This window comes from Corynebacterium sp. KPL1995, from assembly GCF_000477935.1.
In the GTDB taxonomy this organism is placed as follows: domain Bacteria; phylum Actinomycetota; class Actinomycetes; order Mycobacteriales; family Mycobacteriaceae; genus Corynebacterium; species Corynebacterium pseudodiphtheriticum.
Genome location: NZ_KI515715.1, coordinates 1,539,317 through 1,565,916 on the forward strand (window position 1 = coordinate 1,539,317; position 26,600 = coordinate 1,565,916).

Genomic DNA, 26,600 nt, shown 5'->3' on the forward strand with positions numbered 1-26,600 from the left:
CGAGGATCTGGAGCAGAAGGCTCAGGATCAGGATGCGCGTGACTCCGAGTTGGATGCTAAGGCTGCCGAGCTGAAGAAGCAGCAAGCTGAGTTTGCTGAGGAATTGAAGAAACTTCAGCCCGAGATCGAAAAGCTGGACAAGCTCAACAATGACTTGGAGCAGAAGGCTAAAGATCAGGATGCGCGCCAAGCTGAGCTTGATAAGAAAGAAGCAGACCTCAACGACAAAGCATCTACGTTGGATGAGCGCGAAGCTTCTGTAAAACAACAGCGTGAACAATTGGATGCTGCTGCGAAGGGGCTCCTCCCTCGGATTGAAGAGCTGGACAAGCTCAACAATGACTTGCAGAAGCAGGCTGAAGAACAAGCGGCACGCCAAGCTGAGCTTGAACAAAAAGAGTCTGGACTCGCAGGCCGCGATGCAGAGCTGGATGCTAAGGCTGCCGAGCTGAAGAAGCAGCAAGCTGAGTTTGTTGAGGAAATGAAGCAGCTTCAGCCGGAGATTGAAAAGCTGAACAAGCTGAACAATGAGCTGGAGCAGAAGGCTCAGGATCAGAATGCTAAAGAGTCTGAGCTGAAAGCGCTGGCTGAAAAGCTGCAAAAACAAGAAGAAGCACTGGTTACGAAATCGAAGGAACTGCAGCCACAACTTGACAAGTTGCAGAAGGCGAACAACGAGTTGGAGCAGAAGGCACAGGCCCAGAGTGCTAAAGAGTCTGAACTCAATGCTCAGGAAGCTAAGCTGAAACAACAGCGTGACGAGCTGACTGCCAAGGCCGGAAAATTAGCATCCGATCTGCAGCGACTTGAGCAGCTGAAGAAAGAACTGGATAAGACCAACCAGGACAACGCCGATAACAAGGAACAACCTAAGCCAGGTCTGCTCGATGGATCGTCTAACTGGTGGAATCCAAGCGGTGCATCGGATTCTGCTAAAGGAATTTTCGGTGTTGCTGCCGGCGTAGGTGCATTGGGACTGCTCTTCGGCGGACTATTGCAAATCGTCAACTATTTCACCGGAGCTGGCAACGTCCAAGCTCAGGTTCGCGATGCTCTAGCTAAGATTGGCATTCGTTTCTAAAGAAAACGGATCGCTAGTTTCAGTTTGATCCTCGATCGCTGAAAGCCGCTGCTTCCACTGAAGCAGCGGCTTTTTCGTGCCCATTGTTTCCATGATCACTACACGCAGAGATATGAATTACAGCTGGTCAGATGCCATTTTTCTGCCAGCCTACTTTTATCCTTTCGCTAACGAACTCATAGTTATTTTTGTTCAGCTACACATAAAACAGATTTAAGTTAATGCGTAGAAAAGCATCAGCGACCGCTGATGCCCCTGAGTACGTATTTGAAAGGGGACAATCGTGTCCAACCTTAAGCTTGTTGCCGGAACCGTGAAGCGTCGCGGAATTGCTATTGCGGCGGCTGTGGCTGTCGCCGGAGGCAGCCTCGCTACTGCTAACTATGCAATGGCGGTAGAGGTAAATGAACCAACCTGGGAAGAACTTCACGCCGAATTCTCTGGAACTGAAGCCGCTGAGGTCGCCGTTGAGACCGCTAAGGAGGCCGCGGCAGCGCTCAAAGGTGGAGCTTCGGAAACTGATGTACAGCAAATTTTGAAGACTGGTTTGAAGAATGCGGCTGGCAAGGGTGGCGCAGACTTTACGCAGCAAGAACTTCAAAACTTTGAAGAATCCCAGTTGAACGGTGAGCTGCAAGGCGTCGTAGATTCCGCAAAGCAGACTTTGGCAAAGAAGAGTGCATCGGAGGGCGAGCAGCCAACTGCTCCTGCAGTTCCAGCTCCACAAGCCCCAGCCCAAAACCCGGCCGACTGGGCAACTCCAGCACCAGCGGGTAAGTACTCTCCACAGCGCCTGGAAGCTGAGTTTGGTGGAACCTGGAAAGGCCAAATAGCAGATGTTGCGGCAAAGAATGTTGCGAAAGCAATCCGCGAAGGTAAAAGCGATGCTGAGATAAAAGAAATCCTCAGGAACGGGTTCAAGGCGGCTGGGTTTACGGACGAAGAGATTTCTACGCTTACAGACGACCAGTTGAATGACACCTTTCAACAGGCAAAGAAGAAGCTTCAGCAGCCAAATCTAGAATTGAATGAAGAGCGTCAAGAGTCGCTGGTTAAACTTCAGGAGCTTGAAAAACTGAACCCATTGCAGCGCAGCATCTTCAAAAAGCAGATCGAAGATGCAACCTCAGTAAAAGAGGTAAAAACTGTGTTGCAAGCAGCCGAAGCTGAGGACAAGAACCCAGTCGCTCCTTTTGCTCCGGTACCAGGCCAGGAAACCCCATCTGAGGTCCCAGACACCGACGTCGAAAAGGCTTTGGACTACACCAAAGCCGAAGCTCTGGAGAAACTGCGTGGCCTATCTAACCTGACCCCGCAGCAGAAGGCTTTCTTCGAGAAGATGGTCAACGACGCTGAGCACGTTTACGAGGTTGAAGATGCTTACGAAGCTGGTGTCGCCAAGAACCAAGTTAACGAAGAAGCGAAGAAAGCTTCTGGTTTCCTGGCTAAGGCGATTGCTCGCACCAAGCACCTGGCACTGGAAAAGCTGGACGGCTTCGAGCACTTGACCCACGAGCAGAAGAAGGAAGCCCGCAACAAGATCCTCGCCGCCAAGCAGGTATTCGAAGTCGAAGCTGCTTTCCACACTGCAGAGAAGCTGAACAAGGCTGCGAAGTAAGCACTGCTCCGTAGTAGCGTGCAGCTGTAACTGCGTGTAACGCTAAATCGTTCCCTCCTAGACTGCCGCCATTCCGCTCGGGGTGGCGGTTTTCATCATGTGTACACGGTGCCGGGAACGTCGGGTGGAGAACGTGCATCGGCAGCGTCGCATCGGCAAGAAAACCGTGAATAACGGCACACGAACGCCCCTAGGCAACAGAGAATAATGAGGGTAGGCTTATCGCTATGCCAACTATTCAGTTTGACGTTCTCATCCCCGTAGAACCCGCACAACGCCTGCGCGAAAACTACGAGCTTGCCTGCGATAAACTCGTGAAATCCGAGATGCTGAAATCGGCGAAGCTGTCCTTCGACGACAAGCCTAAAGTAGCCGAAGACGTCGTAGAGCAACTGCACCGTATCTACGAGGACGAACACAACGACGCGGAACTCGAAGACGGTGTCATGCACCGCTACCGCTTCGAAGTCGACGGGGTAAAAGGCTCGGTCAACCAGCTGACCATGGCACTGTCGCGGTTTTTAACACCGGAAGCGCCACTGCCGAATGACCGCGTGCTGCTGGAAAACGAGAAAGCCTATGAGCAACCCGCAACCTACCCATGGACGGTAAACATCTTTCGCTAGATATTGCGAGCAATAGGCCTAGCGACTATAAGTGGGTTTGCTGAAATTTTCGGGCGATTTCCGCCCCTGCCGCGCGTAGTTGATCTGCCACATCTTTACCCGGCGCCAGCTGCACACTTAGCGCATCGTTTACAGGCTCCGTAGTGAATTCGGCAGCAGCAATCGCTAATACAGGGGGAGTGCTTTCGGCTTGCTGCACCAATTCCGCGATCTGGCTGATTACCTTTCCGCGGCTGGATTGCTCGTCAAAACGGCCCTCACCGGTAATCACTAGATCGGCTTGCGCGATAGCCGCGGGAAGCCCTAATTCCCGGGCCACAACGGTGGCACCAGGCAACAGGTGTACGTGATCATCGGTGCCATAGATTAAACGCGACAACCAGATTAGTCCCACTGGAGTGGCACCGGCTGCGCCCATGAATTCTGCGTCTGGATCTACTCCAGCTACCTCACACAAATTGCGCAAGGCAGCATCTAAATGGGCGACTTGCTCATCATCGGCCCCTTTTTGTCGCGAGAAAACCTCTGCGCTGCCATTCAGGCCACAGGCGGGGGCAGTCGTATCGGCCAACAACACGAACTCCATACCCGCAGCGGCGACATTTAAGTTCGCAGTGTCAATGTGTTCTAGGCGATCCAACGGCCCGCCACCTTTCGGCAAAGGATAACCACGTTTATCGTCTGGTGCCGCCCCCAAAGCCACCAGAATTCCCATACCGCCATCAGTGGTGGCCGAGCCACCCAAACCCAGCACGACTCGTTGCGCTCCGCGTGTCTGTGCATCCGCGATGAGCACGCCGGTGCCGTAAGTGTCAGCACTTAACGCGTCGAGGTTGTCGGTCACCGCAGGTAGCCCAGAAGCAGCTGCGATATCGATATAAGCAGTCTTCGTGGCACGGTCGTAGCGGTAGCTCGCCTCGGTTAGGCGCCCGGCGGCGTCAGTCGTTGGCAGGGTGATGGTCTCACCGGAAAACCGCTCCGCTGTGCCTTCGCCTCCATCGGCCATACCGGCGGTGGTGATAGTGGCATTCGGAAAAACCTCGGCGACTCCGTCGGCAAGCCAGGCTGCAGCTTGCTCGGAAGTAGCGAAACCTTTGTAAGAATCCGGAGCGATAACGATATTCATAGCCGTCAGGGTAGTCGAGTCGGCCAATCGGCTGTTGATTAGTTCTTGGATACCTGTCGAATGGCCGTTGAAAAACGACAGGCTAACGCGGTGACGCACTGTCGAATAATGATGCAGTGCACACTTATGGGGGTAGGTTCCGATAGGATGACCGGTATGTTCCTGAAGTTGGAGTGTTTTTGTTTGCGAAATCCACGCGATGCGAGAAAACTTAAAAATTATTGGTGCAAGCCACTTTGGTGCAATCCACTAGAAAGGCCATAGACGTGAACGTCGAAAAGCAAGTCAACAGCTACTACGACCGCCTGCTCGAGCGCAATGCCGGAGAGCCTGAATTCCACCAGGCTTTGGCAGAAGTAATGGACTCCCTCAAGATTGTTCTGGAAAAAGATCCGGAATACGCCAACTACGGTCTCATTGAACGTCTTTGCGAGCCGGAACGCCAGCTCATGTTCCGTGTGCCGTGGACCGACGACAATGGTGAGGTGCAGGTTAACCGTGGCTTCCGTGTGCAGTTCAACTCTGCTCTGGGCCCATACAAGGGCGGTCTGCGTTTCCACCCTTCGGTGAACCTCTCGATCATTAAGTTTCTGGGGTTTGAACAGATCTTCAAAAACTCTCTGACCGGCCTGCCTATCGGTGGTGGCAAGGGTGGTTCCGACTTCGACCCAAAGGGGCGTTCCGACGTTGAAATTATGCGTTTTTGCCAGTCATTCATGACTGAGCTGCACCGCCACATCGGTGAATACCGTGATGTTCCAGCTGGTGATATCGGGGTTGGCGGGCGCGAGATCGGCTACCTGTTCGGCCAATACCGTCGTCTGGCTAATCAGCACGAATCCGGCACCCTGACCGGCAAGGGGCTGACCTGGGGCGGCTCGCTGGTGCGTACTGAAGCCACCGGTTATGGCGTCGCCTACATCACCAAAGAAGCTATGAATCACTTCGGTGACAGCTTCGAAGGTTTCAAGGTTATTATCTCCGGCTCCGGAAACGTCGCCATCTATGCCGCCCAAAAAGCCCAGGAGCTTGGCGGCACTGTCATCGCTATGTCCGATTCTTCCGGCTACATCTCCACCCCAGAAGGTGTGGATGTAGAGAAACTCCGCGACGTTAAGGAAAACCGTCGCGAGCGCATTAACGTTTACGCTGAAGAGGTCGACGGTGTTACCTTCCATGAAGGTGGCAATATTTGGGAAGAATCCGGCGATATTGCACTGCCATGTGCCACCCAGAACGAGCTGGATGAGGACGATGCGAAGCGCCTCGTGGAAAATGGCGTGAGGTATGTTGCCGAAGGCGCGAATATGCCGTGTACCCCGGAGGCTGCGCATTACTTCCAGTCCAAGGATGTTGCTTTCATCCCAGGCAAAGCCGCCAATGCCGGTGGCGTCGCTACCTCCGCACTGGAAATGCAGCAAAACGCCACCCGTGATTCCTGGTCTTTCGACTACACCGATGAACGGCTGCAGCAGATCATGGCGAACATCTTCCAGTCGATTTCGAAGACGGCAAAGACCTACGGCCGCGAGGGTGACTATGTCGCCGGTGCTAACATTGCCGGTTTCAAGAAGGTTGCCGACGCCATGCTGGCACAGGGTGTCATCTAAAACTGCTTAGTAATCTGCCAAGTTGCGGGTCTGTCATGTCTGCACCGACGTGGCAGACCCGTTTTTGTATCCCGCTAGTTTAGGATGTCGGTTATGTATCGTGTCTTTGAAGCGCTTGATGAACTAGTCCAACATGTCGAGCAAGGCTACGGCGTGCCAATGACCTCCAACTGCATGGTCCCGCGTAATGACATGCTGGCCTTGTTGGATGATCTTCGTAACGCCCTGCCTACGGAGATTGATGATGCGCAAGACGTGTTAGATAACCGCAATGAGATTCTTACTGGTGCAGAAGAGCGCGCTCGCCAGATTGTGGATGACGCCCAGGCAGATGCTGAAGACATTCTTGCCGACGCCCAGACTCGTGCTACCGACATGGTTGACCGTGCAGAGGCAGATGCTGAAGCCGTGACTACACGTGCTCGGGAAGAAGCCGAAACCACCGTAACTCGTGCTCGCGATGAAGCAGAGCGCCTGGTCGCAGACGGTAACGCCTCCTATCAGCGCAGCGTTGACGAAGGCATGGCGGAGCAACAGCGTTTAGTCTCCGAGGCGGAAGTTGTGCGCCGTTCAGAGGAAGAAGCCCAGCGCATCGTGTCTACAGCACATGCCGACTCGCAGCAGCTACGCACCGAGTGCGATGACTATATCGATGCCCGTCTCGGTGAATTCGAAGAAAACCTCAATGGCGTCTTGCGCACGGTGACCCGCGATCGCGCTGCCCTGCGTCGTGGGGCTGGCGCAGGTGGGGCAGTCAGTGCGAACGGGCGCGGTGCCCGCCGCTGGGATGAACGCGATGAAGGTTACGACTACTAGTTCGGGCTAGCCCGGTATGCTAGGACGAGTTATGACATCACCATTTGTTTTCGACGTCAAAGCGCTGCTGACACAGCAGCAAGGCCCAGAGCAGATCACGCATACCGGACCAGCGCCACGACGCATCGGCGCAGAAATGCTCGCGATTGAAGAGGGAGCGGAAGTCACCGTCGATGCCGTGCTGCACTCGCTCGGTTCCGGCGTCATGGCAGATGCCGACGTCAGCGCAGTGCTGCGGGGAGAATGTTCTCGCTGTTTAAGCCCGCTCGAGCGTCCGACCGAGTTCCGGATTAGTCAAGTTTTTGCTGCCGACGATGAGTTTATTAGCGGCGACGCGGAAGACGACGAAGACGCTGGCTCCGGCGATGAGATTCCACAAGTCAGCCACGAGGACACGATTGACTTGTTGCAAACCGTCACTGATGAGCTAGTAGTCGCGTTGCCGTTTAACCCGGTCTGTGAAGACGGCTGCCCAGACGATGCGCCCACTCCAGCACCTGACGGGGTATCGGGCGAAGAAACTGAAGAACGCGTAGATCCGCGTTGGGCAGGGCTGGAGAAGTTCCGTGACTAGGTCGAATAAGAAAACCCGGCTGACTGGCGAACAAGCCTTAAAGCAGGCTTTTGAATCGACTGATCACACCCCGCTGCTCGACAGATTGGGGGTGGATTTATCTGATGAGTATCTTTGCCTGGCATTAACGCACCGTTCTTTTGCTAATGAAAACGGCGCGCTGCCGAACAATGAGCGCTTGGAGTTTCTCGGCGATGCGGTTCTTGGTTTGTCCATTGCCGCGAAACTGTACGAGCTCCACCCGGACCGCCCTGAATCAGATATTTCGAAGATGCGTGCATCCATCGTTTCTCGCTACGGCCTGGCCGACGTAGCCCGAGAGATCAACCTTGGTCCGCACATTCTGTTGGGGAAAGGCGAAAAACTCACTGATGGTGGAGATAAAGATTCCATCCTCGCCGATACGACTGAGGCCTTGCTGGGGGCAATCTACCGGCAGTACGGTTTCGAAATTGCTCGAGAGGTAATCCTGCGGCTTTTTGCTACCAAAATCGATGGTGCTTCTGCACGCAATCGCACGCTGGATTGGAAGACCACCCTGCAAGAAGCACTTGCGGTCGCAAAACTACCGATGGCCGTCTATTCGGACGAACGTACCGGCCCTGATCACGACTTGACGTTCTATGTCACGGCGACAGTAGGCAAAACCGAGGTTGGTTATGGGCAAGGCCCGAACAAAAAATCTGCTGAACAGCAAGCCGCACGTCAGGCATGCGAATTGGTGCAATCGAACCCAGGTGCGATTAAGGTATAGCCACCGTGCCGGAATTACCCGAAGTTGAAGTAGTCCGCTCCGGTCTTGCCCAGCACACCACCGGAGCGCGGTTCCGCAATGTCGAGGTGTTACACCCAAGGGCGAACCGCGGGCAGGAGTTTCCGTTGCCCGGTTTGCTACACGGGGCGGTGATCAAGCAGTGGTGTCGGCGTGGCAAATTCCTGTGGGCTGAACTTACCGACGGCCAGGCCCTGTACGTGCATCTGGGGATGAGCGGGCAGATGCTCGTCAGCAAGCCCGGGCGGGTGACTTCCAAACACCTGCGCATTCGGGCAGAGCTGGAAGTCCCGAGCGCCAGCGGTGACGCTGCTGATGCAAAAGACAGCGGTGCTGCTGGTATTACCGGTCATCGTGCGGCCGGCGTCGACAAGCGTGAACTCGCCTTCGTTGATCAACGCACTTTTGGCAGGTGGTTGGTCTGCGAATTTTCGGAAGAGAAGCCGGATCTGCCAGAACCAGCAGCGCATATCGCCCCGGACCCGTTTAGTCCAGATTTTGATTTGTTAGCTGCCGCCCGCGCAGTGCGAAAGCGCCGTTCTGCGGTTAAATCCGTGCTTTTAAACCAAGAAATTGTTTCCGGTATTGGCAATATTTATGCCGACGAAGCACTGTGGGCGGCACAAATCCATCCGGCGACGCCCGCGAACAAACTCTTGCAACGCCAGGCGGTGGCCTTGCTGGAAGCGGCTCACGATGTGATGTCCCGCGCCGTAGATGCCGGAGGTACCAGCTTCGATGCACTTTACGTCAACGTTAATGGTGGGAGCGGGTATTTTGAACGCTCATTAAATGCTTACGGGCAAACCGGAAAACCATGTCTACGCTGCGGAAATGAGATCACCCGAATTGTGATTAACAAACGCTCGAGTCACTTTTGTGCAGTGTGCCAATGACACTATAAAGTGACAAGCTATGAACTTCCTGGAAAGCGTTGAAGCCGTCATCGTTAAGTTTAATGACGGCATTTGGGCAATCATCCCGTGGCTGCTGATTGCATCTGGTGTGTACTTTGCCGTGCGGACAAGTGGTGTACAGGTCACCAAGCTCGGCGACATGTTCCGTTCGTTGGGTGAAGGGCCGAAAGGTAAAGGCAAGAACCTGGACCCCGAATATGGCGGTATCTCCGCATTCAAGGCTTTCACTATCTCTGCAGCCTCCCGCGTGGGCACCGGCAATATCGCTGGTGTCGCGGTAGCCATCACTATCGGTGGCCCTGGTGCAGTGTTTTGGATGTGGATTATCGCGCTGGTCGGTGGCGCGACCGCATTCATTGAGGCGACCTTGGCACAGCTGTGGAAAACCAAAGAAGCTAGCGGAAACTACCGTGGTGGTCCGGCCTACTACATGACCCGTGGCCTGGGCTTCAAACCGCTGGCAGCGGTGTTCTCGGTGGCTTTGGCCTTCACCTTTGGCTTCGTTTATAACGCTTTCCAATCGAACGCCATTGTCGATACCATGTCCACCTCTTTAGGCCTGGAAGGTTGGGTGTTTAACCTCATCATCGGCATTGCCTTGGCGGCTATTTCTTCGGTTGTCATCTTCGGTGGTGTGCAGCGCATTGCGAACTTCACCCAGGTCATTGTCCCATTCATGGCTGGCCTGTATGTGATCATTGGCTTGGTAGTCATCATCATCAACATCAACGAAGTTCCAGGAATGATCGGCCACATCATCGGTCATGCTTTCGGTGTTACCGAGGTTGTCGGTGCCACTGTCGGTGCGGCGTTTTCCCACGGTATGCGCCGCGGTTTGTTCTCTAATGAGGCCGGCCAAGGTTCCGCTCCGAACGCTGCTGCCACTGCTACCGTGTCTCACCCGGTTAAGCAGGGCTTAGTGCAGACCTTGGGCGTTTACTTCGACACCCTCCTGGTTTGCTCTATTACCGCTTTCATCATTTTGCTCGGCGGCGACCACAAGTACGGCCTCGATAACATTGAAGGCGCTGCACTGACCCAAACTGCGCTGGCAAACGAGGTCGGCAACTGGGGCATCCACATCGTCACCTTTATCATCTTCTGCCTGGCTTTCTCTTCCGTACTGGGTAACTACTATCTGGCACAGACTAACCTGCAATACCTGACGGAATCTCCGAAGGTCCTCAATGGTTTCCGAGTAGGCGTGCTGGCCTTCATCGTTATCGGTTCCGTCACCAGCATCCCTGTGGTCTTCGCGCTGGCAGATACCTTCGCTGCGACAATGGTGGTCCTTAACCTGATTGCGATTGTTCCGCTGGGTGGAGTTGCGCTCAAACTGCTGAAGAACTACAACCAGCAAAAGCGCCGCGGCCAGGATCCGGTTTTCCACCGCGATATGCTGCCGGGCCTGAAAAACGTTGAAGCCTGGGATGGGTCCGATCCAGTAACCCGCCGCAGCGAAGAAGACGCGCTGAAATAAACCAGCCTGGGCTGGTTCCAGACATAGTCCACATAGTCTATGCACCTAAAAGCATTAACCCTCAAAGGGTTTAAGTCATTCGCTTCGGCGACGACAATGAAATTTGAACCCGGCATCTGTGCAGTTGTCGGGCCAAATGGCTCTGGAAAATCCAATGTCGTGGATGCGCTGGCCTGGGTCATGGGGGAAGGCAGCGCGAAAACGCTGCGCGGCGGCAAAATGCAAGATGTCATCTTCGCCGGAGCAGGAGGGCGCAAACCGCTCGGACGCGCCGAAGTTACTCTGACGATTGACAATGCCGATGGCCAGCTGCCGATCGAGTACACCGAGGTCAGCCTGACACGGCGCATGTTCCGTGACGGTGCCAGTGAATATGAAATCAACGGTGCTAAGGCCCGACTGGCCGATATTCAGGAACTATTGTCAGATTCCGGCATCGGGCGAGAGATGCACGTTATCGTTGGGCAGGGAAAACTGTCTGAGATCCTGGAGTCGAAGCCGGAAGAACGCCGTGCTTATATCGAAGAAGCTGCAGGCGTGCTTAAACACCGTCGTCGGCGAGAAAAAGCTCAGCGTAAACTCAACGGTATGCAGGCGAACTTGGATCGGCTGCAAGATCTTACTGACGAGTTATCAAAACAGCTCAAACCACTGGCGAGGCAGGCCGAAACCGCGCGTAGGGCTGCAACTGTGCAAGCAGAGGTGCGCGAGGCGCGGCTGGTTCTGGCGGGTGAAAAAATTGTGCGCTTGCGTGGGCATAAAGAACAAGCGGGGGTAAAAGCGGAAGAGCTGCGTGGGCGGCTGGAGACCAACCAGGAACACCTGGAAGAAGCGGAGTTTCGGCAGACGGAAGCTGAAGCCGAGCTTTCCCAGGTCACCCCAGCAGAACAAGAAGCTCAAAACCTATGGTTCCGTCTGTCCGCGTTGAGCGAACGCATCGCTGCCACTGTGCGCATTGCTGCCGACAGAGCACGCAATTCCGGGAACATCGCTGCCTATTCTGGCCAAGACCCCGACGAATTGGAATCCCGGGCGTTACGCGCAGATGAAGAGCATGAAGAACTCGTAGAAGCCGCTGAAGCGGCTGCAGAAGAGCTAGAAGAGATTCGAGAAGAAGTCGCTGAGCTCAATGAAACGGTACAAGAAGCTGAGGCGGAGCACCTGGCACGATTGCGCGCAGAATCCGACCGACGCGAAGGCGTGGTGCGCCTGGTGGCGGAAGAAGAATCCGTCTCGCAGCAGCTGAACAGCGCCCGTGAAAACCTGGAGCGTGCAGAAGAAACAGGGCAGGAAGCTCGCACACGCCTGCAAGAGGTGCGCAAAGAAGCCCGTGAATGGGCGCAAAAGACTAAGGAACTGCGTGGGCAGCGCGAAACCTTGGCCGCGCGTGCACAACAAGCTAGTTCCGAATCGACGGCTGCCGAGCAGCGCCTCGATGACCTACGCGAAACTCAACGAGAACGAGAGCGCGTGGTTTATACCTTGCAATCGCGTATCGACACTTTGCAGGCACAAGCACCGAAACAAGACATCCGAGAACATCTGGATGATTCTTGGCGTGATCTGGTTGATCTTGTGCGAGCAGATGCCGGATGGGAGGCGGCGCTTTCTGCCGCGTTAGGCGACTATGCGAAAGCATTGGCTGGTCCCGTTTCCTCCGAGTTGCTTGCTGAGGCGGTTGATTCCACACGCGCGGTATTGGTGGATACGAGTCGAAGCGCGACTGCCTGGCATGTGGATACTGCGGTCAACGCCGAGTGGCTACTTGACCACGTGACTGTCAATGATTCCGTGGCAGTGGCAGTTGGCCGGATGCTTGCCGATGTCGTCGTCGCGAAAGACTACGCCACCGCACGAGAACTGGTTCGTGAGGATCCACGCCTGCGCGCGGTTACCCGAGACGGACTGCTGATTGGTGAAGGCTGGGTCGAGGTTGGCTCACACGCAGGTTCTGCGGTGGAGCGCAGTTCGGAGATTGCGCAGGCGCAACAGGGACTGCGCGTTGCACAAGCGGAATTGGAACAGTTGGCTGGCACGATCGCAGGTGCGAAGCAGTCGGCGGAAGAAGCCCGTTTAGAATCCGCCCATCACGGATCCGCACTGCGGGAACACGATAAAGACATTCAAGCAGCAGAACGCGAAGAACAGCGCGTGCACCAACAGGTGGAGCGCTACGCCAGAGAGCATGAAACTGCTGCTGAGAGAGCACAGCAGGCGCGCGCACGCAGCGAGGAGCTGGAATCGCAGCACAGGGAAGTTAGCGACCGGCTGGCGCGCGTCGATAAGCACAACGACACCGGAGAAGCCGGTGATGCCAAGGAAGAAGCTGCGGCTTTAGAGCAGCAACGACAGGCAGCGCAGGCAGCATTATCCCAAGCTAAGGCGCGGGAAATGGATGCCGCTGTGGCCGCACGTAGCGCTCAAGATCGGGCCGGGCAAGCGCATGGAAAAGGTGACGCGCTGCGTCGGCAAGCAGAACACGAGAGAGTAGCTAAGCGTAGGCATGAGCAAGCCATGGCTCGCCGCAAACAACAGGCTGAGTTGGCCGAGGCAGTGCTGGGCCATGCCCAAGAAATTGCAGAACGGGCGGAAGCTGCGACCGAGCGGGCCGGACGCCGTCGTGATGAGCTTACTGCTCGACGGAACGAAACAAATACGGGCTTAAACACAGTACGCGCGGAAGTTTCGGCAGCGCGGCGATCGTTGGACGCGGTGACGAAGGAATTTCATCAAGCTGACATGGAGGCTTCACAGTCCGCCGTACGCGTCGAAGAAGCCGAAAATAAAGTCGGTGAGCAGCTGGGTATCGCGATCGAGGATCTGGTGCGCGAATATAGTCCGGGGGAAGATTTCGACCGCGCGGCAGAAACGAAGCGGCTCAAGCGCGCCGAAAAGGACCTGGGGGCGTTGGGAAAAGTCAATCCATTGGCACTGGAAGAATACAAAGCGATGGAGGAGCGTTACAACTACTTATCGCAACAGCTTGACGACGTCATCCAGACCCGGCGCGATCTGCAAACCATGATCACAGAGGTCGACCAGCAAATCTTAGAACTGTTTACGCAAGCCTGGAAAGATGTGGAGGCGGAGTTCCCGCGCGTATTTGCCACGTTGTTTCCTGGTGGCGAAGCCCGGTTGCTTTTGACCGAGCCAGAAGACCTGCTGAGCACCGGCATTGAGGTGGAAGCCCGGCCGCCGGGGAAGAAGGTGAAGCGTTTGTCTCTGCTGTCGGGTGGGGAAAAATCACTGACTGCATTGGCAATGCTGGTGGCGATTTTCCGTGCGCGTCCGTCGCCGTTTTACGTGATGGATGAGGTAGAAGCCGCCTTGGATGATGTGAACCTGCGCAGGTTATTGGCCTTGTTCGAGGAATTGCGCAGGGATTCGCAATTGATTGTGATCACGCACCAGAAACCGACGATGGATATCGCGAATGTACTTTATGGCGTGACGATGCGCTCAGATGGTGTGACGCATGTGCTTTCGCAGCGGTTGGCGCGTGGATAGTAGGTCCGCCAAGTGGGTGCGGCTGAAGCTTAGGCGCAGCCACCGATGCCCGCGATGTGCCGGTAAAAGTGGCATGTTTGCAGGTTGCGGTCAGCGACGTTTAAGGCACGTAGACTAGCGTCTGTGAAAAAGAAAATGACTTTTGTGTCCATGCTGGTGAGTGCCTCGTTGGCCCTGGGTGCGTGCGCGAGTGATCCCAACGACGGCGATGACAAAGAACTGACTTTCGGATATATGACAGCGTGGAGTGACATGCTGCTCATGGCGAACTTAATTGAATACGTCGCCTCTGACCACGGCTATAGCTTCGAGCACACCGACGTTAATGACGTTGCTGCTGTTTATACAGCCGTGTCTAATGGTGATATTGACATTGTGCCGTCCAGCTGGCCGGAGCGTACCAATAAGGATCAGTGGGAGCGATTCAAAAACAATATTGAAGACATTGGGGTTTTCTTCCCGAATGCACGATTGACTCTTGCTGTACCGGAATACAGTGAACTGGATTCTATTGCGGATCTGGTTGGTGCAGAAGCGCGCTTCGACGGCGACATCATCGGAATTGAGGCGGGTTCTGGAGCGGTGAACGTCGTTGAAAACGAGGTGATCCCGGAATATGGTTTGGATGGCTACACGCTGAAAACTTCGTCGACTCCGGCGATGTTGGCGGAGTTGGACGACGCGATTTCCGATAAACGCGATGTTGTGGTGACACTGTGGCGTCCGTATTGGGCAAATAATACGTACCCAGTGAAGGACTTGGCGGATCCGAAAGGTGCTTTGGGAGAGCCAGAAGGCTTGCATACGCTGGCTCGCCCTGATTTTTCCGCTGAGCACCCAGAGCTGGCGCAATGGATTTCTGAAATTTCACTGTCGGATGAGGAATATGGTGCGCTCGAAGACTTATTGCTGAACAAATATGACGAAGGCGAAGAGCAAGAGGCTATCGCAGAGTGGATCGAAAATTACGGCGATTCTTTACCGGCCTGGCCTACTGAGTAGATAACGAAAAGACAACTAAAAACCACGAAACAACAGCGTATGCCAATTTTGGGGATGCGCATGTAAAAAACGAGGAAGGCTGCCAGAATGGAGACCATGGATACTTCAGAATCATGGTGGGATAGTCTCATGGACTTTGCGACGAACAATGCCGTCGCGTTTTGGGTGATTGTTGCCGCTGTTGCGTTGGCACTAATCATCATTATTGCGCTAATCGTTGGCGCGAAGCGCAAAAAGTCGAAGATGGTTAGTTTCGGTGGTGAGGATTCCGAAGAGCCGAAACAGCTGACCCAAGAGCAAAAATCCGGTAATTACCAAGCCACTGGAGGCTTTAATTTTGCCCCGGGTGGGGCAGGGGAAAAACAACCTGCTGCTAAGCCTGAGCCTGAATTTAAGCAGGAACCAATCGCTTCTGAGTCGGCTGATGCGGCAGATGAAGAATCCATTAGGAATGCGGAGGCTGCTGAGTCAGCCGAGCAAGAAGCTTCAGCGCAGCCAGAAGCCGAAGAGTCTGCTGCGGAAGACTCTGTTGACGGAAGGGTAGAGGCAACTTCACCGGCAGCTCCAGAAGTAGAGACAACTCCAGAGGAAGCTCCAGAAACAGAGGCAGAACCGGAGGTAGAGCCGGAACCAGAACCGGCACCGGAATCAGAACCAGAACCGGCACCGGAATCAGAACCAGAACCGGCACCGGAATCAGAACCAGAACCGGAGGCAGTACCTCAACCGGAGCCGAAGCCCCAAGACGATATCGCTCCGGCTACGGGACGTTTGTCTAAATTGCGGGGTCGGTTATCCAAGTCGCAAAATGCCATCGGGCAAGGAGTGTTGGGGCTTCTCACAGCAGGCGATCTGGATGAGGACGCATGGGAAGAAATTGAAGATACCTTGATCATGGCGGATTTGGGAACGAATGCCACCATGAAAGTCACCGATTTGCTGCGTGAGAAAATCTCTGAGCGCGGTGTATCGAGCGAAGCCGAGGCCCGCGCGATGCTGCGTGAGGCGCTTATTGAAGTAGGCAAGCCAGAGATGGATCGTTCCATCAAAGCGATGCCACATGACGGTAAACCGGCCGTTGCCATGATTGTTGGCGTCAACGGCACCGGTAAGACAACCACCACCGGCAAACTTGGTCGCGTGTTAGTAGCAATGGGGCATGATGTGGTTTTCGGCGCTGCCGATACCTTCCGTGCTGCAGCAGCCGACCAGCTGGAAACATGGGGTCGTCGCGTTGGGGCGACCACCGTCCGCGGTGCCGAAGGAGCAGATCCTGCTTCTGTCGCTTTTGATGCCGTGGCTACGGGAGTCAACGAGGGCGTTGATGTGGTGCTGGTTGATACCGCAGGCCGTTTGCATACTTCGAATAACCTGATGGACCAGTTGGGCAAGGTTAAGCGTGTCATCGAGAAGAAGGCGGAAGTCGACGAGGTTCTCCTGGTTATCGACTCCACCGTCGGCCAGAATGGTTTGGCCCAGGCGCGGATCTTCCGTGAGGTCGTCGACATCACTGGTGTCGTTTTGACCAAGCTTGATGGCACGGCAAAGGGCGGCATTGTGTTCCAAGTACAAGAAGAACTGGGAGTGCCGGTCAAGCTCGTGGGCTTGGGCGAAGGCGCGGACGATCTGGCTCCGTTTGAAATCGAATCATTTGTCGATGCGCTTCTGGGTAATGAGCGTTAGCTCTACGTGATAATCTAAACGACGATGATTTTTTCCTTATTAGCGCTACTCGGGGTGACGGTGGCCAGCGCCCCGCTGCTTTCGCGCCTACTAGGCCGAAATGCGGGTTGGGTGTTGGCTCTACCGCTGATCGTTGCAACCATCATGGGGGTTGCCGTCTACGATGGGATACACACGGAATCTGTACCGTGGATTCCTTCGTTGGGCGTGGACTTCAACGTTCGCCTGGACGGTCTATCATTCGTATTCCTGTTGCTGGTCCTAGTGATTGGCGCCGGGGTGCTGATGTATTCCACCCGCTACCTGCACCACAAGGATTCGGCGTTCTACTTCTTTATCACCGGCTTCGCGGCGGCAATGGCTCTGTTGGTGACCACTGATAACCTGTTTGTTTTCTATGTTGCATGGGAAATGACGACGCTGTGTTCGTTCTTCCTCATCGGGAACTCCGGTGAAAAGGGGCAACAGCCAGCTATCCGAACCCTGTTGGTCACTGTCCTTGGTGGTCTGTTGCTGCTGACAGCAACCATCATCATGTCTGTGTCGACGGCTACATTGCAGCTTAGTGAGGTCATTGCGTCAGACTATTGGGCTGACAATCCTGGAACCTTGACTGTGGTAGCGATGTTGATCGCCGGGGCCGCGTTTACAAAGTCTGCGCAGTTCCCATTCCAAGCTTGGTTGCCTGATTCTATGGTAGCTATCGCGCCGGTTTCTGCTTATCTCCACGCGGCAGCAATGGTTAAAGCAGGAATCTACTTGATTCTGCGCTATTCTCCGCTATTTGGAGAAGTAGCCATCTGGAATATTTTGCTTATTGTGTGTGGTTTGTTCACCGCTGCTTTTGGCGCCATGACCGCCGTGACCCGCGACGACTTGAAGGAACTGCTTGCTTATTCCACCATGTCGCAGCTTGGACTTTTGGTGGCCACGGTTGGCATCGGCACGGATGCAGCACTGACGGCGGCCATTGTGCACACCATTGCGCACGCGTGTTTCAAGGCTGCGTTGTTCATGTCTGTAGGCATCGTCGAACATGAATCTGGTACGCGTTTGTACTCTGAGCTGCATTATGTCCGTACCAAAATGCCGGTAACCAAGACCTTGGTGGTCATCGCCGCAACCTCGATGGCAGGCATTCCATTGCTGTTCGGTTTCGTATCCAAGGAAGGTCTGATTGAGGCTGCGTTGGATGCGCCGTTCGGTGACAACATGAACGTTCTAATCACCGCCGGTGTGGTCGTGACGTCGATGTTTACCTTTGTGTATTCCTTCAAATACATCATCGGTGTCTTCGGAGCACGGGGCAGTGTTGCAGAAACCGACGTAAACAAGACCGTCCCAGAAGCTGCATTCACTTTCTGGGTCATCCCAGCGTTGTTGGCTTTGCTGACGCTTGCATTGGGCCTATACCCGGGTGCGGTCGATAACCTGGTTGATGACGCCGCGCTCGCTGTTACCGGTGCAGACCAACATGTGCACCTCGCCATTTGGCACGGTTTCAACATGGCACTCGGAATGTCGGTGCTCATCGTGCTCGTTGGCATCGTGCTAGTTCTGAATCGTGATCAGTTGTTCCGGGCGATGTCTGTTTTTGGTGCTCCGCTCACTGGTCTATATGTGGTGGAATTTTTGCGCCAAGGCATCATCAATACGGGCGGCAAGTACTTCACAGCCGCTACTGGCACGACGTCGATGCGGCGTCACCTCGTGTTACCACTGCTTGGCGTCATCACCTTGGCGGTGATCGGCATCTTTACCCTGAACGATCTTCCTGAGGTAGTTGGGGAACGGGCTTGGGCCATCGACTGGATTTTTGTTCTACTCGTCGCGATGGGTTGTATGGCCACCGTGATGGCTAAGTCACGCTTGACAGTGGTTGTGGTCGTATCGATCGCGGGCTTTGGCATGACTCTGTGGTTCTACGTCCTTGGTGCCGCTGACGTGGCGAATACCCAGTTGACGGTGGAGATCCTGACAGTTTGTGTTCTGGTGCTGATTCTGCACCGTCTACCGGACCATTTCACTCCAGATACACGTCGTTCGCATTTCTGGTCTATTGTTCTCTCGGTTGCCGTAGGTATCTCCACCATGCTGGCAGTGTTGGCTCTAACCGGACGCCGCGAGATTTCGGATGTTTCCGAATACTTCTTGCGTGAAACGGAAGAACTGACGGGCGGCTCCAATATTGTCAACGTCATTCTGGTCGAGTTCCGTGCCTTCGATACCTTGGGTGAGCTAACGGTCCTTGGCGTTGCTGGTATCGCGATTGCCGTGCTCCTGTCCAATAACCGCTTGCTTGCGGTGCACGATACCCACATGGACAAGCACTCTCCGCTGATTGATGCACGCGCAAACTCTGTGTTCTTGCGTTCGACCAGCAAGCTGGTGGGGCCAATCATCGTCGCTTTGTCGATCTTGCTGTTTTTCCGCGGGCACAACGAAGCAGGCGGCGGATTCGTAGCTGCGTTGATTGCTTCGGCTGGATTCGCGTTGGTCTACCTGTCCGCGCCATCGAACGCCGAAGCCAAGATCCGCTTGCCATACATGGCACTGATTGGTGGCGGCATCACAGTGGCTGTAGCTACGGGTCTATTGGGCTTTGTCGAAGGCTCTTTCCTCAGGCCACTGGACACCCACATTTTTGGTTTGCACTTGTCGACGGCCCTGCTGTTCGATCTCGGCGTATATCTGGCCGTGATTGGCATGATTCTGGCTGCTTTCAACCTTCTGGGAATGCCTCGACTGAATTCTGACGAAGCCGATGCCCGCGAACCAGGAGCGGATGCCGACCTTGCGGACCGGTCCCTGGAAGCCGAACCACAGGCAGAAAGGAACTAATTTATGACACTCGCCATTTCTGCCGGCCTGCTCGTAGGCTGTGCGGTGTATTTAATGATGCGCCGCGACATGCTACGCATTGCGCTCGGCTTTACCCTGCTCTCGCACGGAGCAAACCTAATCCTGATTGCAGCCGGCGGCACTGCTTCGCGTAACGAGCCATTCGGAAGCCACGACACCGCGGCCGTCGCGGAAGCAGCCGACCCACTGCCGCAGGCATTAGTTCTCACCGCAATCGTGATTTCCTTCTCAATTTCGGTTTTGATGTTTGTCACGGCAGCCGTCGGTAAGAAAGACGACGCCACCCGCCCAGAAGTTAACCTTGCACGCGAGCAGGATGTGGTTCTGTAATGGATATTGCTGCACTATTACCACTCTTTACTGCGCTGCCCCTAGTGCTTGGTGGCGTCCTGGTCGTCGGACACCGTTTCCAGTTGTTACAAGACATTGTGCTCTTCGCAACGCTGACTGGCTCTATCGCAGCATCTGCCGCGCTGTTCCCACTGGTTTCTGACGGGCAAACCATCGCTCACAACATTGGTATGTGGGGCTTTGGATATTCGATCCCATTCGTGGCCGATATGTTCGCTGTGCTGATGCTCGTGACCACGGCCGTACTGGGCCTAGTCTGCGCCTGGTTTGCTGCTGCTTCGGGTTTAACCAAGCAGCGCTTTGCCGCACCATTGATCCTCATTTTGATGGCCGGCGTCTTTGGTGCGATCTTGACTGGCGATCTCTTTAACTTTTTCGTTTGTCTTGAGATCATGCTCTTGCCGTCCTACGGGTTGTATGCATTAACGATTCACCAGCGCGGTGGATCACTACTAGTAGGTGGCATGCGCCTATTCATTGCGTCGAACCTTCTTGGCTCTACGTTGTACATGGTCGGTGTAGGTCTGGTTTACGGCACAGCCGGAAGCATTAACCTCGCTGAGCTAGCCGGTGCCGCCAAAGAAGACCCAGCCGTCGCCCTGGCAGGTGCTGTGTGCTTGCTGGCTATGTTCATCAAGGCGTCGATCGTGCCGGTTCACTCCTGGTTGGCGCAGACCTACCCGTATACCAGCCCTGCGATTACCGCACTGTTTTCCGGCTTGCACACCAAAGTCGGCGTTTACATGATTTACCGCATCTACGCGGTGCTCTTCGATGGCGATGACCGCTTCCTCTGGATCATGGTCGCGCTGTTCAGCCTAACCATGGTCGTTGGTGTCCTGGGAGCAGTGGGTGAGAAAACTACGCGTTCGATTCTGGCATTCCACATGGTTTCCCAGCTCGGCTACATCATGATGGGCGTCGCGTTGTTTACGGAACTCGGTTTGGCAGCAGGCATTTTCTATCTTGTACACCACATGATTGTGAAAGCCTCTCTGTTTATGTCGACCGGCGCAATCGAGGTGCAATACGGAACCGGCGAATTGGGCAAGGTGACCGCGATGGCGAAACGCGAACCAATCATGGCCGTTGCGTTCTTCGTCGCAGCTTTGTCTCTGGCCGGTATCCCGCCATTCTCCGGCTTCGTAGCCAAATTCTCGCTGATGATAGCTACTTGGGAGGTTAACTGGATCTACCCGTTGGCAGTCATGGTGGTCGTCTCTTTGCTCACGCTATTGTCGATGCTGAAGATCTGGGGAGGCGTTTTCTGGGGTAACCCGAAAACCCCCACTGCCGGATCCCGCGCACGGACAAGACCCAGACGGCCCTCATGCAACCTTGGGAGGCGGCGTTGCCACATATACGCGTAGCGATTCTCAGACGATGACTGAGGACAAAACCACGAAGAAACCGAAATCGCGTATTGGTTTTTGGCTCGCTGCTCCAGCAGTAATAACTGCCGTCATTACCTTGGTGCTTGGTGTCGGTGGCGAATATTTGATGCAGTATTCCGAGGTAGCCGCTAACAACCTGATGGATACCTCCAGCTATGTTGAGGCGGTGAAAAACTAATGTATATTGTGACTTGGCCACTTCGTATGTTGGGCTTTTGGCTCTGGTACCTGAAAGAATTCGTTGTTGCGAATATGTCCGTTATTCGCGACATTATTTCCCGGGGCCATGATTCGACGCCAGGCGTAGCTTGTTATGAATCTCGCAGTTTTAAAGCCGGCCATTACACGCTGTTCGCGGCGTTGGTGACCATCACCCCAGGTACTTTGGTAGTCGGTGCAGGGGAGACGAAGAACGGTGTACGCATCATGTATGTGCACGGTATGTATAACAAATCTGCCGACGAATTACGCGAAGATCTCCGGGACATGGAAGAACGCATGCTGAAGGGCATCATGTTCCGTCCGCGATTGAATGAGGACGCTAAATAATGACAACCGTAATCGCTATCGCAATCGTTATGATCGCACTGTCGGCGCTTCCCGCAGCGTATCGTATGTTGGTGGGGCCGACCCGTTCGGACCGGGTTTCCGCCGCGGACTTCTTATTGTTCGTACTGGTTGCGCTTCTCGGGCTCAGCGGATTCTTGAAAGGATCCGGTTATACCTTTGACCTGATGCTCGTCGCGTCACTGGTCGGCTTTTTGTCGGCAGTCTCGCTATCCCGTGCTCTATTGAGGGGTGCTCGTTAATGGACGTTATGGAAATTGTTTCCTCGGTATTCATCCTTATAGGCGCTGCCAACTTCGTAATCTGCGGTGCAGGCATGCTTACTTTCCGAGATGTTTACGCGCGTATGTCAGTTCTGTCGACAGCATCAGGCTTTGGTGTGTCGATGATTATTATCGGTGTCTTTTTGTTGGAGCCCCGTTGGTCTACCGCAATCGTTGGCATCGGGGCGATCATCTTACTGCTGGGCACTTCGGCAATCGGCTCGATACTGATTTCACGTTCGTCCATTCTGCGTCACGTCGCGATCGTCGATGTGCAATTTAACGAAGCAAACGTTTGGGAAGGTGAATTCGTCTCTCCCGACGATTTCCAGTACAAACAAGAGACCGGACAAGCGCGCAAACGCGACTAATTCGATTTGATTATATGCCCTAGGCCTTGTGGCCTGGGGCTTTTTGCTACTTAACCCCTAACTATCTTGCGATTGGTTTAGCAAGGCCGGACTGAGTAAGCACTACCGCTGCTACTGTGGCTGTCATTTTGAGTTACCCCGGCCGAAGACGTTATCCGAGTCCGTACTCGGGAAAGCGGCGGAAAAGCAATCTAAATCCTGTGTTTTCGTGGCCCCGGCATTTGGGGGAGTCTGATATGACCTGCGCGGGCAAGACCGGCTAGGCTAGTGGGGCTAGTATATGCCAACGGTAGGGAGTTACACGACGTGTTTGAGTCATTGTCCGACAGGCTACAGTCTGCCCTGAAAGGCCTTCGCGGCAAGGGCAAACTGACGGAGGCGGATATCAATGCCACCGCCCGGGAAATCCGGTTGGCGTTGTTGGAAGCCGACGTTTCGCTCACCGTCGTGCGCGGTTTCATTAAACGCATCAAAGATCGCGCCATTGGCGCGGAAGTTTCCGAAGCCCTGAACCCGGCTCAACAGGTTGTAAAAATCGTCAATGAGGAACTCCAAGATATCCTCGGCGGCGAGACACGGCGTTTGAACTTGGCGAAAACCCCGCCGACAGTCATCATGTTGGCTGGTTTGCAAGGTGCTGGTAAAACCACTCTGGCGGGTAAGCTCGCCAAACACCTGGAAAGCCGTGGTCACACCCCAATGCTGGTAGCTTGTGACTTGCAGCGCCCAGGCGCTGTTGATCAGCTGCGCATTGTTGGTGAGCGCGCGGGAGTCAAAACCTTCGCTCCGGACCCTGGCACCTCCATGGATTCCCAACATGAAATGGGAACCTCGCACGGAGACCCAGTCGAGGTCGCACGTAACGGCATTGAAGAAGCCCGCAAGGCCCAACATGACGTCGTTATTATCGATACTGCTGGTCGCCTTGGTATTGACGAGACTTTGATGAACCAGGCCCGGGATATTCGGAACGCGGTTAACCCCGACGAAGTCTTGTTTGTCATAGACTCGATGATCGGTCAGGATGCCGTTCATACCGCCGAGGCTTTCCGGGATGGCGTCGATTTTACTGGCGTTGTTCTGACGAAGTTGGACGGTGATGCTCGTGGTGGTGCAGCGCTGTCTATTCGTGAGGTAACCGGCAAGCCGATCCTGTACGCTTCGACCGGCGAGAAACTCACCGATTTTGATGTATTCCATCCTGAGCGCATGGCCAGCCGTATCTTGGGCATGGGCGACATGCTCACTTTGATTGAGCAGGCTGAGGCTAACCTCGACCAGAAAAAGGCCGAAGAGGCTGCGCATAAGCTCGGCTCGGGCGAGATGACGCTGAATGACTTCCTCGACCAGCTCATGATGGTGCGTAAGATGGGCCCCATCGGCAATCTATTGAAGATGATGCCAGGCGGTAGCCAAATGTCGAAGATGGCCGACATGGTCGACGAAAAACAACTGGATCGCATCCAGGCCATTATTCGCGGCATGACCCCTGCTGAGCGCGACGATCCGAAGATCTTGAACGCTTCTCGCCGCAAGCGTATTGCGGCCGGTTCCGGTGTGGAAGTCTCCGAAGTTAATCAACTGGTGGAGCGCTTCTTCGAAGCGAAAAAGATGATGAGCAAGATGGCTGGGCAGTTCGGTATGCCTGGAATGGGCGGATCGAAACGTTCGGCGACGAAGAAGAAACCAAAGGGCCGGAAGAACAAGAAGGGCAAACGGAAGAAAAGCGGGGGCGGTGGCGGAGGCATGCCAAACATGCCAGGTATGCCTGGAATGGGAGGCGGAATGCCATCGATGAAAGATCTACAGCAAATGCAGCAGCAGATGCCTCCGGGAATGGAAAATATCGATTTGAGCAAGCTCAACTTCGGTAACAAGTAAGCTATTTGACGTAAGGTTTGATAATCGGCTCCAGCAAAGGCTGGGCCGATTTTGCATATGCATTCGAAATATGGTGCATATCGCGATAGACAGCGATATTACCGATAACAACTTCACAGCGTCGCTGGTCGCAGAACCAATCTGCTGTGTCTACGGCCTTCATTCCCAGCTCATTCAACACGGATTCGGCGGGGTCGACTTCTTGATACACCTGCTTCCGTGCGACTGAACACAGCCCGCCACCGTCCACTAGGCAGTTACTGAAGTTGAAAGGCTCGCCGTTGGGCCGAAAGCCCCAAGGGTTATCGCGTATCCCGACAAAATCGATGTCAGCGTCGGCAAGCTCTTGCCAAAAAGCTGCGTAGCCATACGGGACATAATCTGGGCCATGACCAAATTCGCCTACCGGTCGGGTCGAATTTGAAATCACGAGGTCAGGTTTTTCTTCGAGCAATTTCTCAATTACGCGCTGACTCCAGTTATAGCAGCGCTGATCAATTTGATGAGTGCCGACGATCAAATCATTTGGTCCCGTGACAATCGGGCAGCCCGCGCGCAGCATCACCTCTAAGCGGAAACCGTATCTTTTTCCCAGCGCATCTAACGGTCCAGCCCACTGTTCGGCGTGTGAGCCTCCTACTAAGTAAACGGTCTTGTTTGCATCACGGTCACCGAAAACGCAGGGTTCCCCATAGCGGGATTCCTCGAATTGCACGGTCGAAGAAGGATGATCGGCCGGGATAAAGCAGTGGACCTCGGACACGACAGGGGCGAGGCTAGAAACGAGATGTGGATCTGGTGCGACGTCTACATTCTTTGGGACGTCGTGCCCAGATTGGGCCAGCACGCCAGGATACATTTCCTGCGGTAACGGCAGGCTGCGTTCATTGTGTAGACGCTGCGTCCACCATGGTTGGATGCAGAACAACGCGAGCAAGGCGGCAACCGTAACAGTGGCTCCGGTGGCGCGTGCACGGTGCGAGCTAATGTTCTGGCGCAGTTCCTTCCAGGTGATCTGTGGAGACTTGCTCATCCGGCGGGAAGATTTTTCCCGCAGCGGTTTTTCTATGAACCTATTTGTGATCCACGCCAACAGCACGGAAATAGCGATGATACTGATGCCCAGTATCGCGCTGGGTTCGGATTGCTTCCAGTAATTCGTAGCAATAATGAGTAGGGGCCAGTGCCAAAGGTACAGCGAGTAGGCGATTTCACCGAGCCAACGCATCGAGCGAGTGGCTAAAAACTGTGCGATGTAGCCGTTGCCACCTATGATCAACAGTACGGCGCCACCAATTGGAAGCAGCGACAATGGCCCGGGATAGGCCGTGGAATCTTCGACGATGATGCCTGTGATAAACAGCAACACCAACCCGGTGACGCCAGCAATGTCGGAAAGCCAACGGTTCAGGGCTAGTTTGCTGCCGTAAATCACCAAAACTGCCCCGAGGCTTAATTCCCACATCCGTGACCAGGTGGAATAATAATTATCTGACATGCCGTAAAGGCCGAAGCGGGAAGCATAAGCAAATGAAATGGCCGTGACGATGGCAAGTATCGGCCCCGCAACCCGCTGTACCAGGTGCCTACGGTTCTGTAGCGCCCACGCCAGCAACAATGCGAATCCGATGCCCAGCACATAAAACTGCCCTTGCACTGCCATCGACCACAGATGTTGCAGTGGGGAGATTTCCGCTGCCGCCGCAGCATAAGCCGCGTCTTGCCTGGTCAACTCCCAGTTTTGGTAATAGGCTAGGCTGGCGGTTATCTGCTGTGCCAGTTCGATATTCATCAGCCACGGGGTGGTGGTCAGCACTAAAATCACGGTGATGCCCACAACTAATGCGAGTGCGGGGACTATCCGTCGAATTGTGCGCCAGATGGGCCACCATGGATTCAGCGAGGCGTTATCACCAGAGGCATAGCGGAGCTGTGAACCAAGAAAGAAATAACCGGACAACAGTAAGAACACATCCACGCCACCGGATACCCTGCCAACAAAGACATGGAAAACTACCACTAGGGCGATGGCAAGGCCGCGTAGGCCGTCCAAGTCATAGCGGTAGGAGGGTTTATTTGGTGTAGGAGTCAAAGCGGGG

Annotated in this window: 22 protein-coding genes; 20 read left to right on the forward strand and 2 right to left on the reverse strand. The window is 54.7% G+C overall.

Annotated elements, in window-relative coordinates; all coding sequences use genetic code 11:
• The 3 genes from HMPREF1292_RS06810 to HMPREF1292_RS06820 all read left to right on the forward strand — a co-directional run.
• Positions 1–1,081 (forward strand): hypothetical protein (locus HMPREF1292_RS06810; protein WP_023019286.1); only part of this gene is annotated, 1,081 nt, incomplete at its 5' end.
• A 283-nt stretch (positions 1,082–1,364) separates the two neighbouring features.
• A complete protein-coding gene (locus HMPREF1292_RS06815; RefSeq protein ID WP_023019287.1) occupies positions 1,365–2,699 on the forward strand; it encodes a GA module-containing protein in 1,335 nt (444 codons plus the stop codon).
• A gap of 227 nt (positions 2,700–2,926) precedes the next feature.
• Positions 2,927–3,325, forward strand: coding sequence for a hypothetical protein (locus tag HMPREF1292_RS06820; protein WP_021353236.1), 399 nt, complete (start codon positions 2,927–2,929; stop codon positions 3,323–3,325).
• A 25-nt stretch (positions 3,326–3,350) separates the two neighbouring features.
• Here HMPREF1292_RS06820 and HMPREF1292_RS06825 read toward each other — a convergent pair whose 3' ends face one another.
• Complete coding sequence (locus HMPREF1292_RS06825) at positions 3,351–4,451, reverse strand: glycerate kinase (RefSeq protein ID WP_023019288.1); 1,101 nt, start codon at positions 4,449–4,451, stop codon at positions 3,351–3,353.
• 266 nt (positions 4,452–4,717) lie between these two features.
• On the opposite strand from HMPREF1292_RS06825, the gene gdhA reads away from it, so the two are divergent.
• From gdhA to ffh, 17 genes are all read left to right on the forward strand, one after another.
• On the forward strand, positions 4,718–6,061 hold the full coding sequence (gdhA, locus tag HMPREF1292_RS06830) for an NADP-specific glutamate dehydrogenase (RefSeq protein ID WP_034645188.1): 1,344 nt from the start codon (positions 4,718–4,720) through the stop codon (positions 6,059–6,061).
• A gap of 93 nt (positions 6,062–6,154) precedes the next feature.
• Entirely contained in the window at positions 6,155–6,877 is a 723-nt protein-coding gene (locus HMPREF1292_RS06835; RefSeq protein WP_023019290.1) for a DivIVA domain-containing protein, read from the forward strand.
• A gap of 31 nt (positions 6,878–6,908) precedes the next feature.
• Positions 6,909–7,451 carry a DUF177 domain-containing protein gene (locus HMPREF1292_RS06840; RefSeq protein WP_021353232.1) on the forward strand — a complete coding sequence of 181 codons (543 nt, stop codon included), beginning with the start codon at positions 6,909–6,911 and terminating at the stop codon, positions 7,449–7,451.
• Positions 7,444–8,205 (forward strand): ribonuclease III, encoded by a 762-nt coding sequence (rnc, locus tag HMPREF1292_RS06845; protein WP_023019291.1) that lies wholly within the window; start codon positions 7,444–7,446, stop codon positions 8,203–8,205. Before HMPREF1292_RS06840 ends, rnc begins: the two co-directional genes overlap by 8 nt.
• A gap of 5 nt (positions 8,206–8,210) precedes the next feature.
• The gene (mutM, locus tag HMPREF1292_RS06850) at positions 8,211–9,119 is read left to right on the forward strand and encodes a bifunctional DNA-formamidopyrimidine glycosylase/DNA-(apurinic or apyrimidinic site) lyase (RefSeq protein ID WP_023019292.1); all 909 of its coding nucleotides are present in this window, start codon (positions 8,211–8,213) and stop codon (positions 9,117–9,119) included.
• A gap of 19 nt (positions 9,120–9,138) precedes the next feature.
• Complete coding sequence (locus HMPREF1292_RS06855; protein WP_021353229.1) at positions 9,139–10,620, forward strand: sodium:alanine symporter family protein; 1,482 nt, start codon at positions 9,139–9,141, stop codon at positions 10,618–10,620.
• Between the two features lie 39 nt (positions 10,621–10,659).
• Entirely contained in the window at positions 10,660–14,127 is a 3,468-nt protein-coding gene (smc, locus tag HMPREF1292_RS06860; protein WP_023019293.1) for a chromosome segregation protein SMC, read from the forward strand.
• Positions 14,128–14,250: 123 nt separating this feature from the next.
• Positions 14,251–15,129 carry a glycine betaine ABC transporter substrate-binding protein gene (locus tag HMPREF1292_RS06865; protein WP_027017842.1) on the forward strand — a complete coding sequence of 293 codons (879 nt, stop codon included), beginning with the start codon at positions 14,251–14,253 and terminating at the stop codon, positions 15,127–15,129.
• A gap of 87 nt (positions 15,130–15,216) precedes the next feature.
• The gene (gene ftsY, locus HMPREF1292_RS06870) at positions 15,217–16,812 is read left to right on the forward strand and encodes a signal recognition particle-docking protein FtsY (protein WP_023019295.1); all 1,596 of its coding nucleotides are present in this window, start codon (positions 15,217–15,219) and stop codon (positions 16,810–16,812) included.
• 24 nt (positions 16,813–16,836) lie between these two features.
• On the forward strand, positions 16,837–19,653 hold the full coding sequence (locus tag HMPREF1292_RS06875) for a DUF4040 family protein (protein WP_023019296.1): 2,817 nt from the start codon (positions 16,837–16,839) through the stop codon (positions 19,651–19,653).
• Positions 19,654–19,656: 3 nt separating this feature from the next.
• The gene (locus HMPREF1292_RS06880; protein WP_021352711.1) at positions 19,657–20,004 is read left to right on the forward strand and encodes a sodium:proton antiporter; all 348 of its coding nucleotides are present in this window, start codon (positions 19,657–19,659) and stop codon (positions 20,002–20,004) included.
• The gene (locus HMPREF1292_RS06885) at positions 20,004–21,395 is read left to right on the forward strand and encodes a monovalent cation/H+ antiporter subunit D family protein (RefSeq protein WP_023019297.1); all 1,392 of its coding nucleotides are present in this window, start codon (positions 20,004–20,006) and stop codon (positions 21,393–21,395) included. Before HMPREF1292_RS06880 ends, HMPREF1292_RS06885 begins: the two co-directional genes overlap by 1 nt.
• Before the next feature lie 13 nt (positions 21,396–21,408).
• Complete coding sequence (locus HMPREF1292_RS11595; RefSeq protein WP_034645191.1) at positions 21,409–21,597, forward strand: hypothetical protein; 189 nt, start codon at positions 21,409–21,411, stop codon at positions 21,595–21,597.
• Positions 21,597–21,968 carry a Na+/H+ antiporter subunit E gene (locus tag HMPREF1292_RS06895; protein WP_023019299.1) on the forward strand — a complete coding sequence of 124 codons (372 nt, stop codon included), beginning with the start codon at positions 21,597–21,599 and terminating at the stop codon, positions 21,966–21,968. Before HMPREF1292_RS11595 ends, HMPREF1292_RS06895 begins: the two co-directional genes overlap by 1 nt.
• Complete coding sequence (locus tag HMPREF1292_RS06900) at positions 21,968–22,228, forward strand: monovalent cation/H+ antiporter complex subunit F (protein ID WP_021352708.1); 261 nt, start codon at positions 21,968–21,970, stop codon at positions 22,226–22,228. The genes HMPREF1292_RS06895 and HMPREF1292_RS06900 overlap by 1 nt, the downstream gene beginning before the upstream one ends.
• Positions 22,228–22,620, forward strand: a complete 393-nt coding sequence (locus HMPREF1292_RS06905) for a monovalent cation/H(+) antiporter subunit G (RefSeq protein WP_021352707.1) — start codon at positions 22,228–22,230, stop codon at positions 22,618–22,620. The genes HMPREF1292_RS06900 and HMPREF1292_RS06905 overlap by 1 nt, the downstream gene beginning before the upstream one ends.
• Positions 22,621–22,926: 306 nt before the next feature.
• Positions 22,927–24,501 (forward strand): signal recognition particle protein, encoded by a 1,575-nt coding sequence (gene ffh, locus HMPREF1292_RS06910; protein WP_023019300.1) that lies wholly within the window; start codon positions 22,927–22,929, stop codon positions 24,499–24,501.
• A 1-nt stretch (position 24,502) separates the two neighbouring features.
• Here the strand turns inward: ffh and HMPREF1292_RS06915 are convergent, their stop codons facing one another.
• A complete protein-coding gene (locus tag HMPREF1292_RS06915; RefSeq protein WP_023019301.1) occupies positions 24,503–26,593 on the reverse strand; it encodes an acyltransferase family protein in 2,091 nt (696 codons plus the stop codon).
• Positions 26,594–26,600 lie beyond the last annotated feature (7 nt).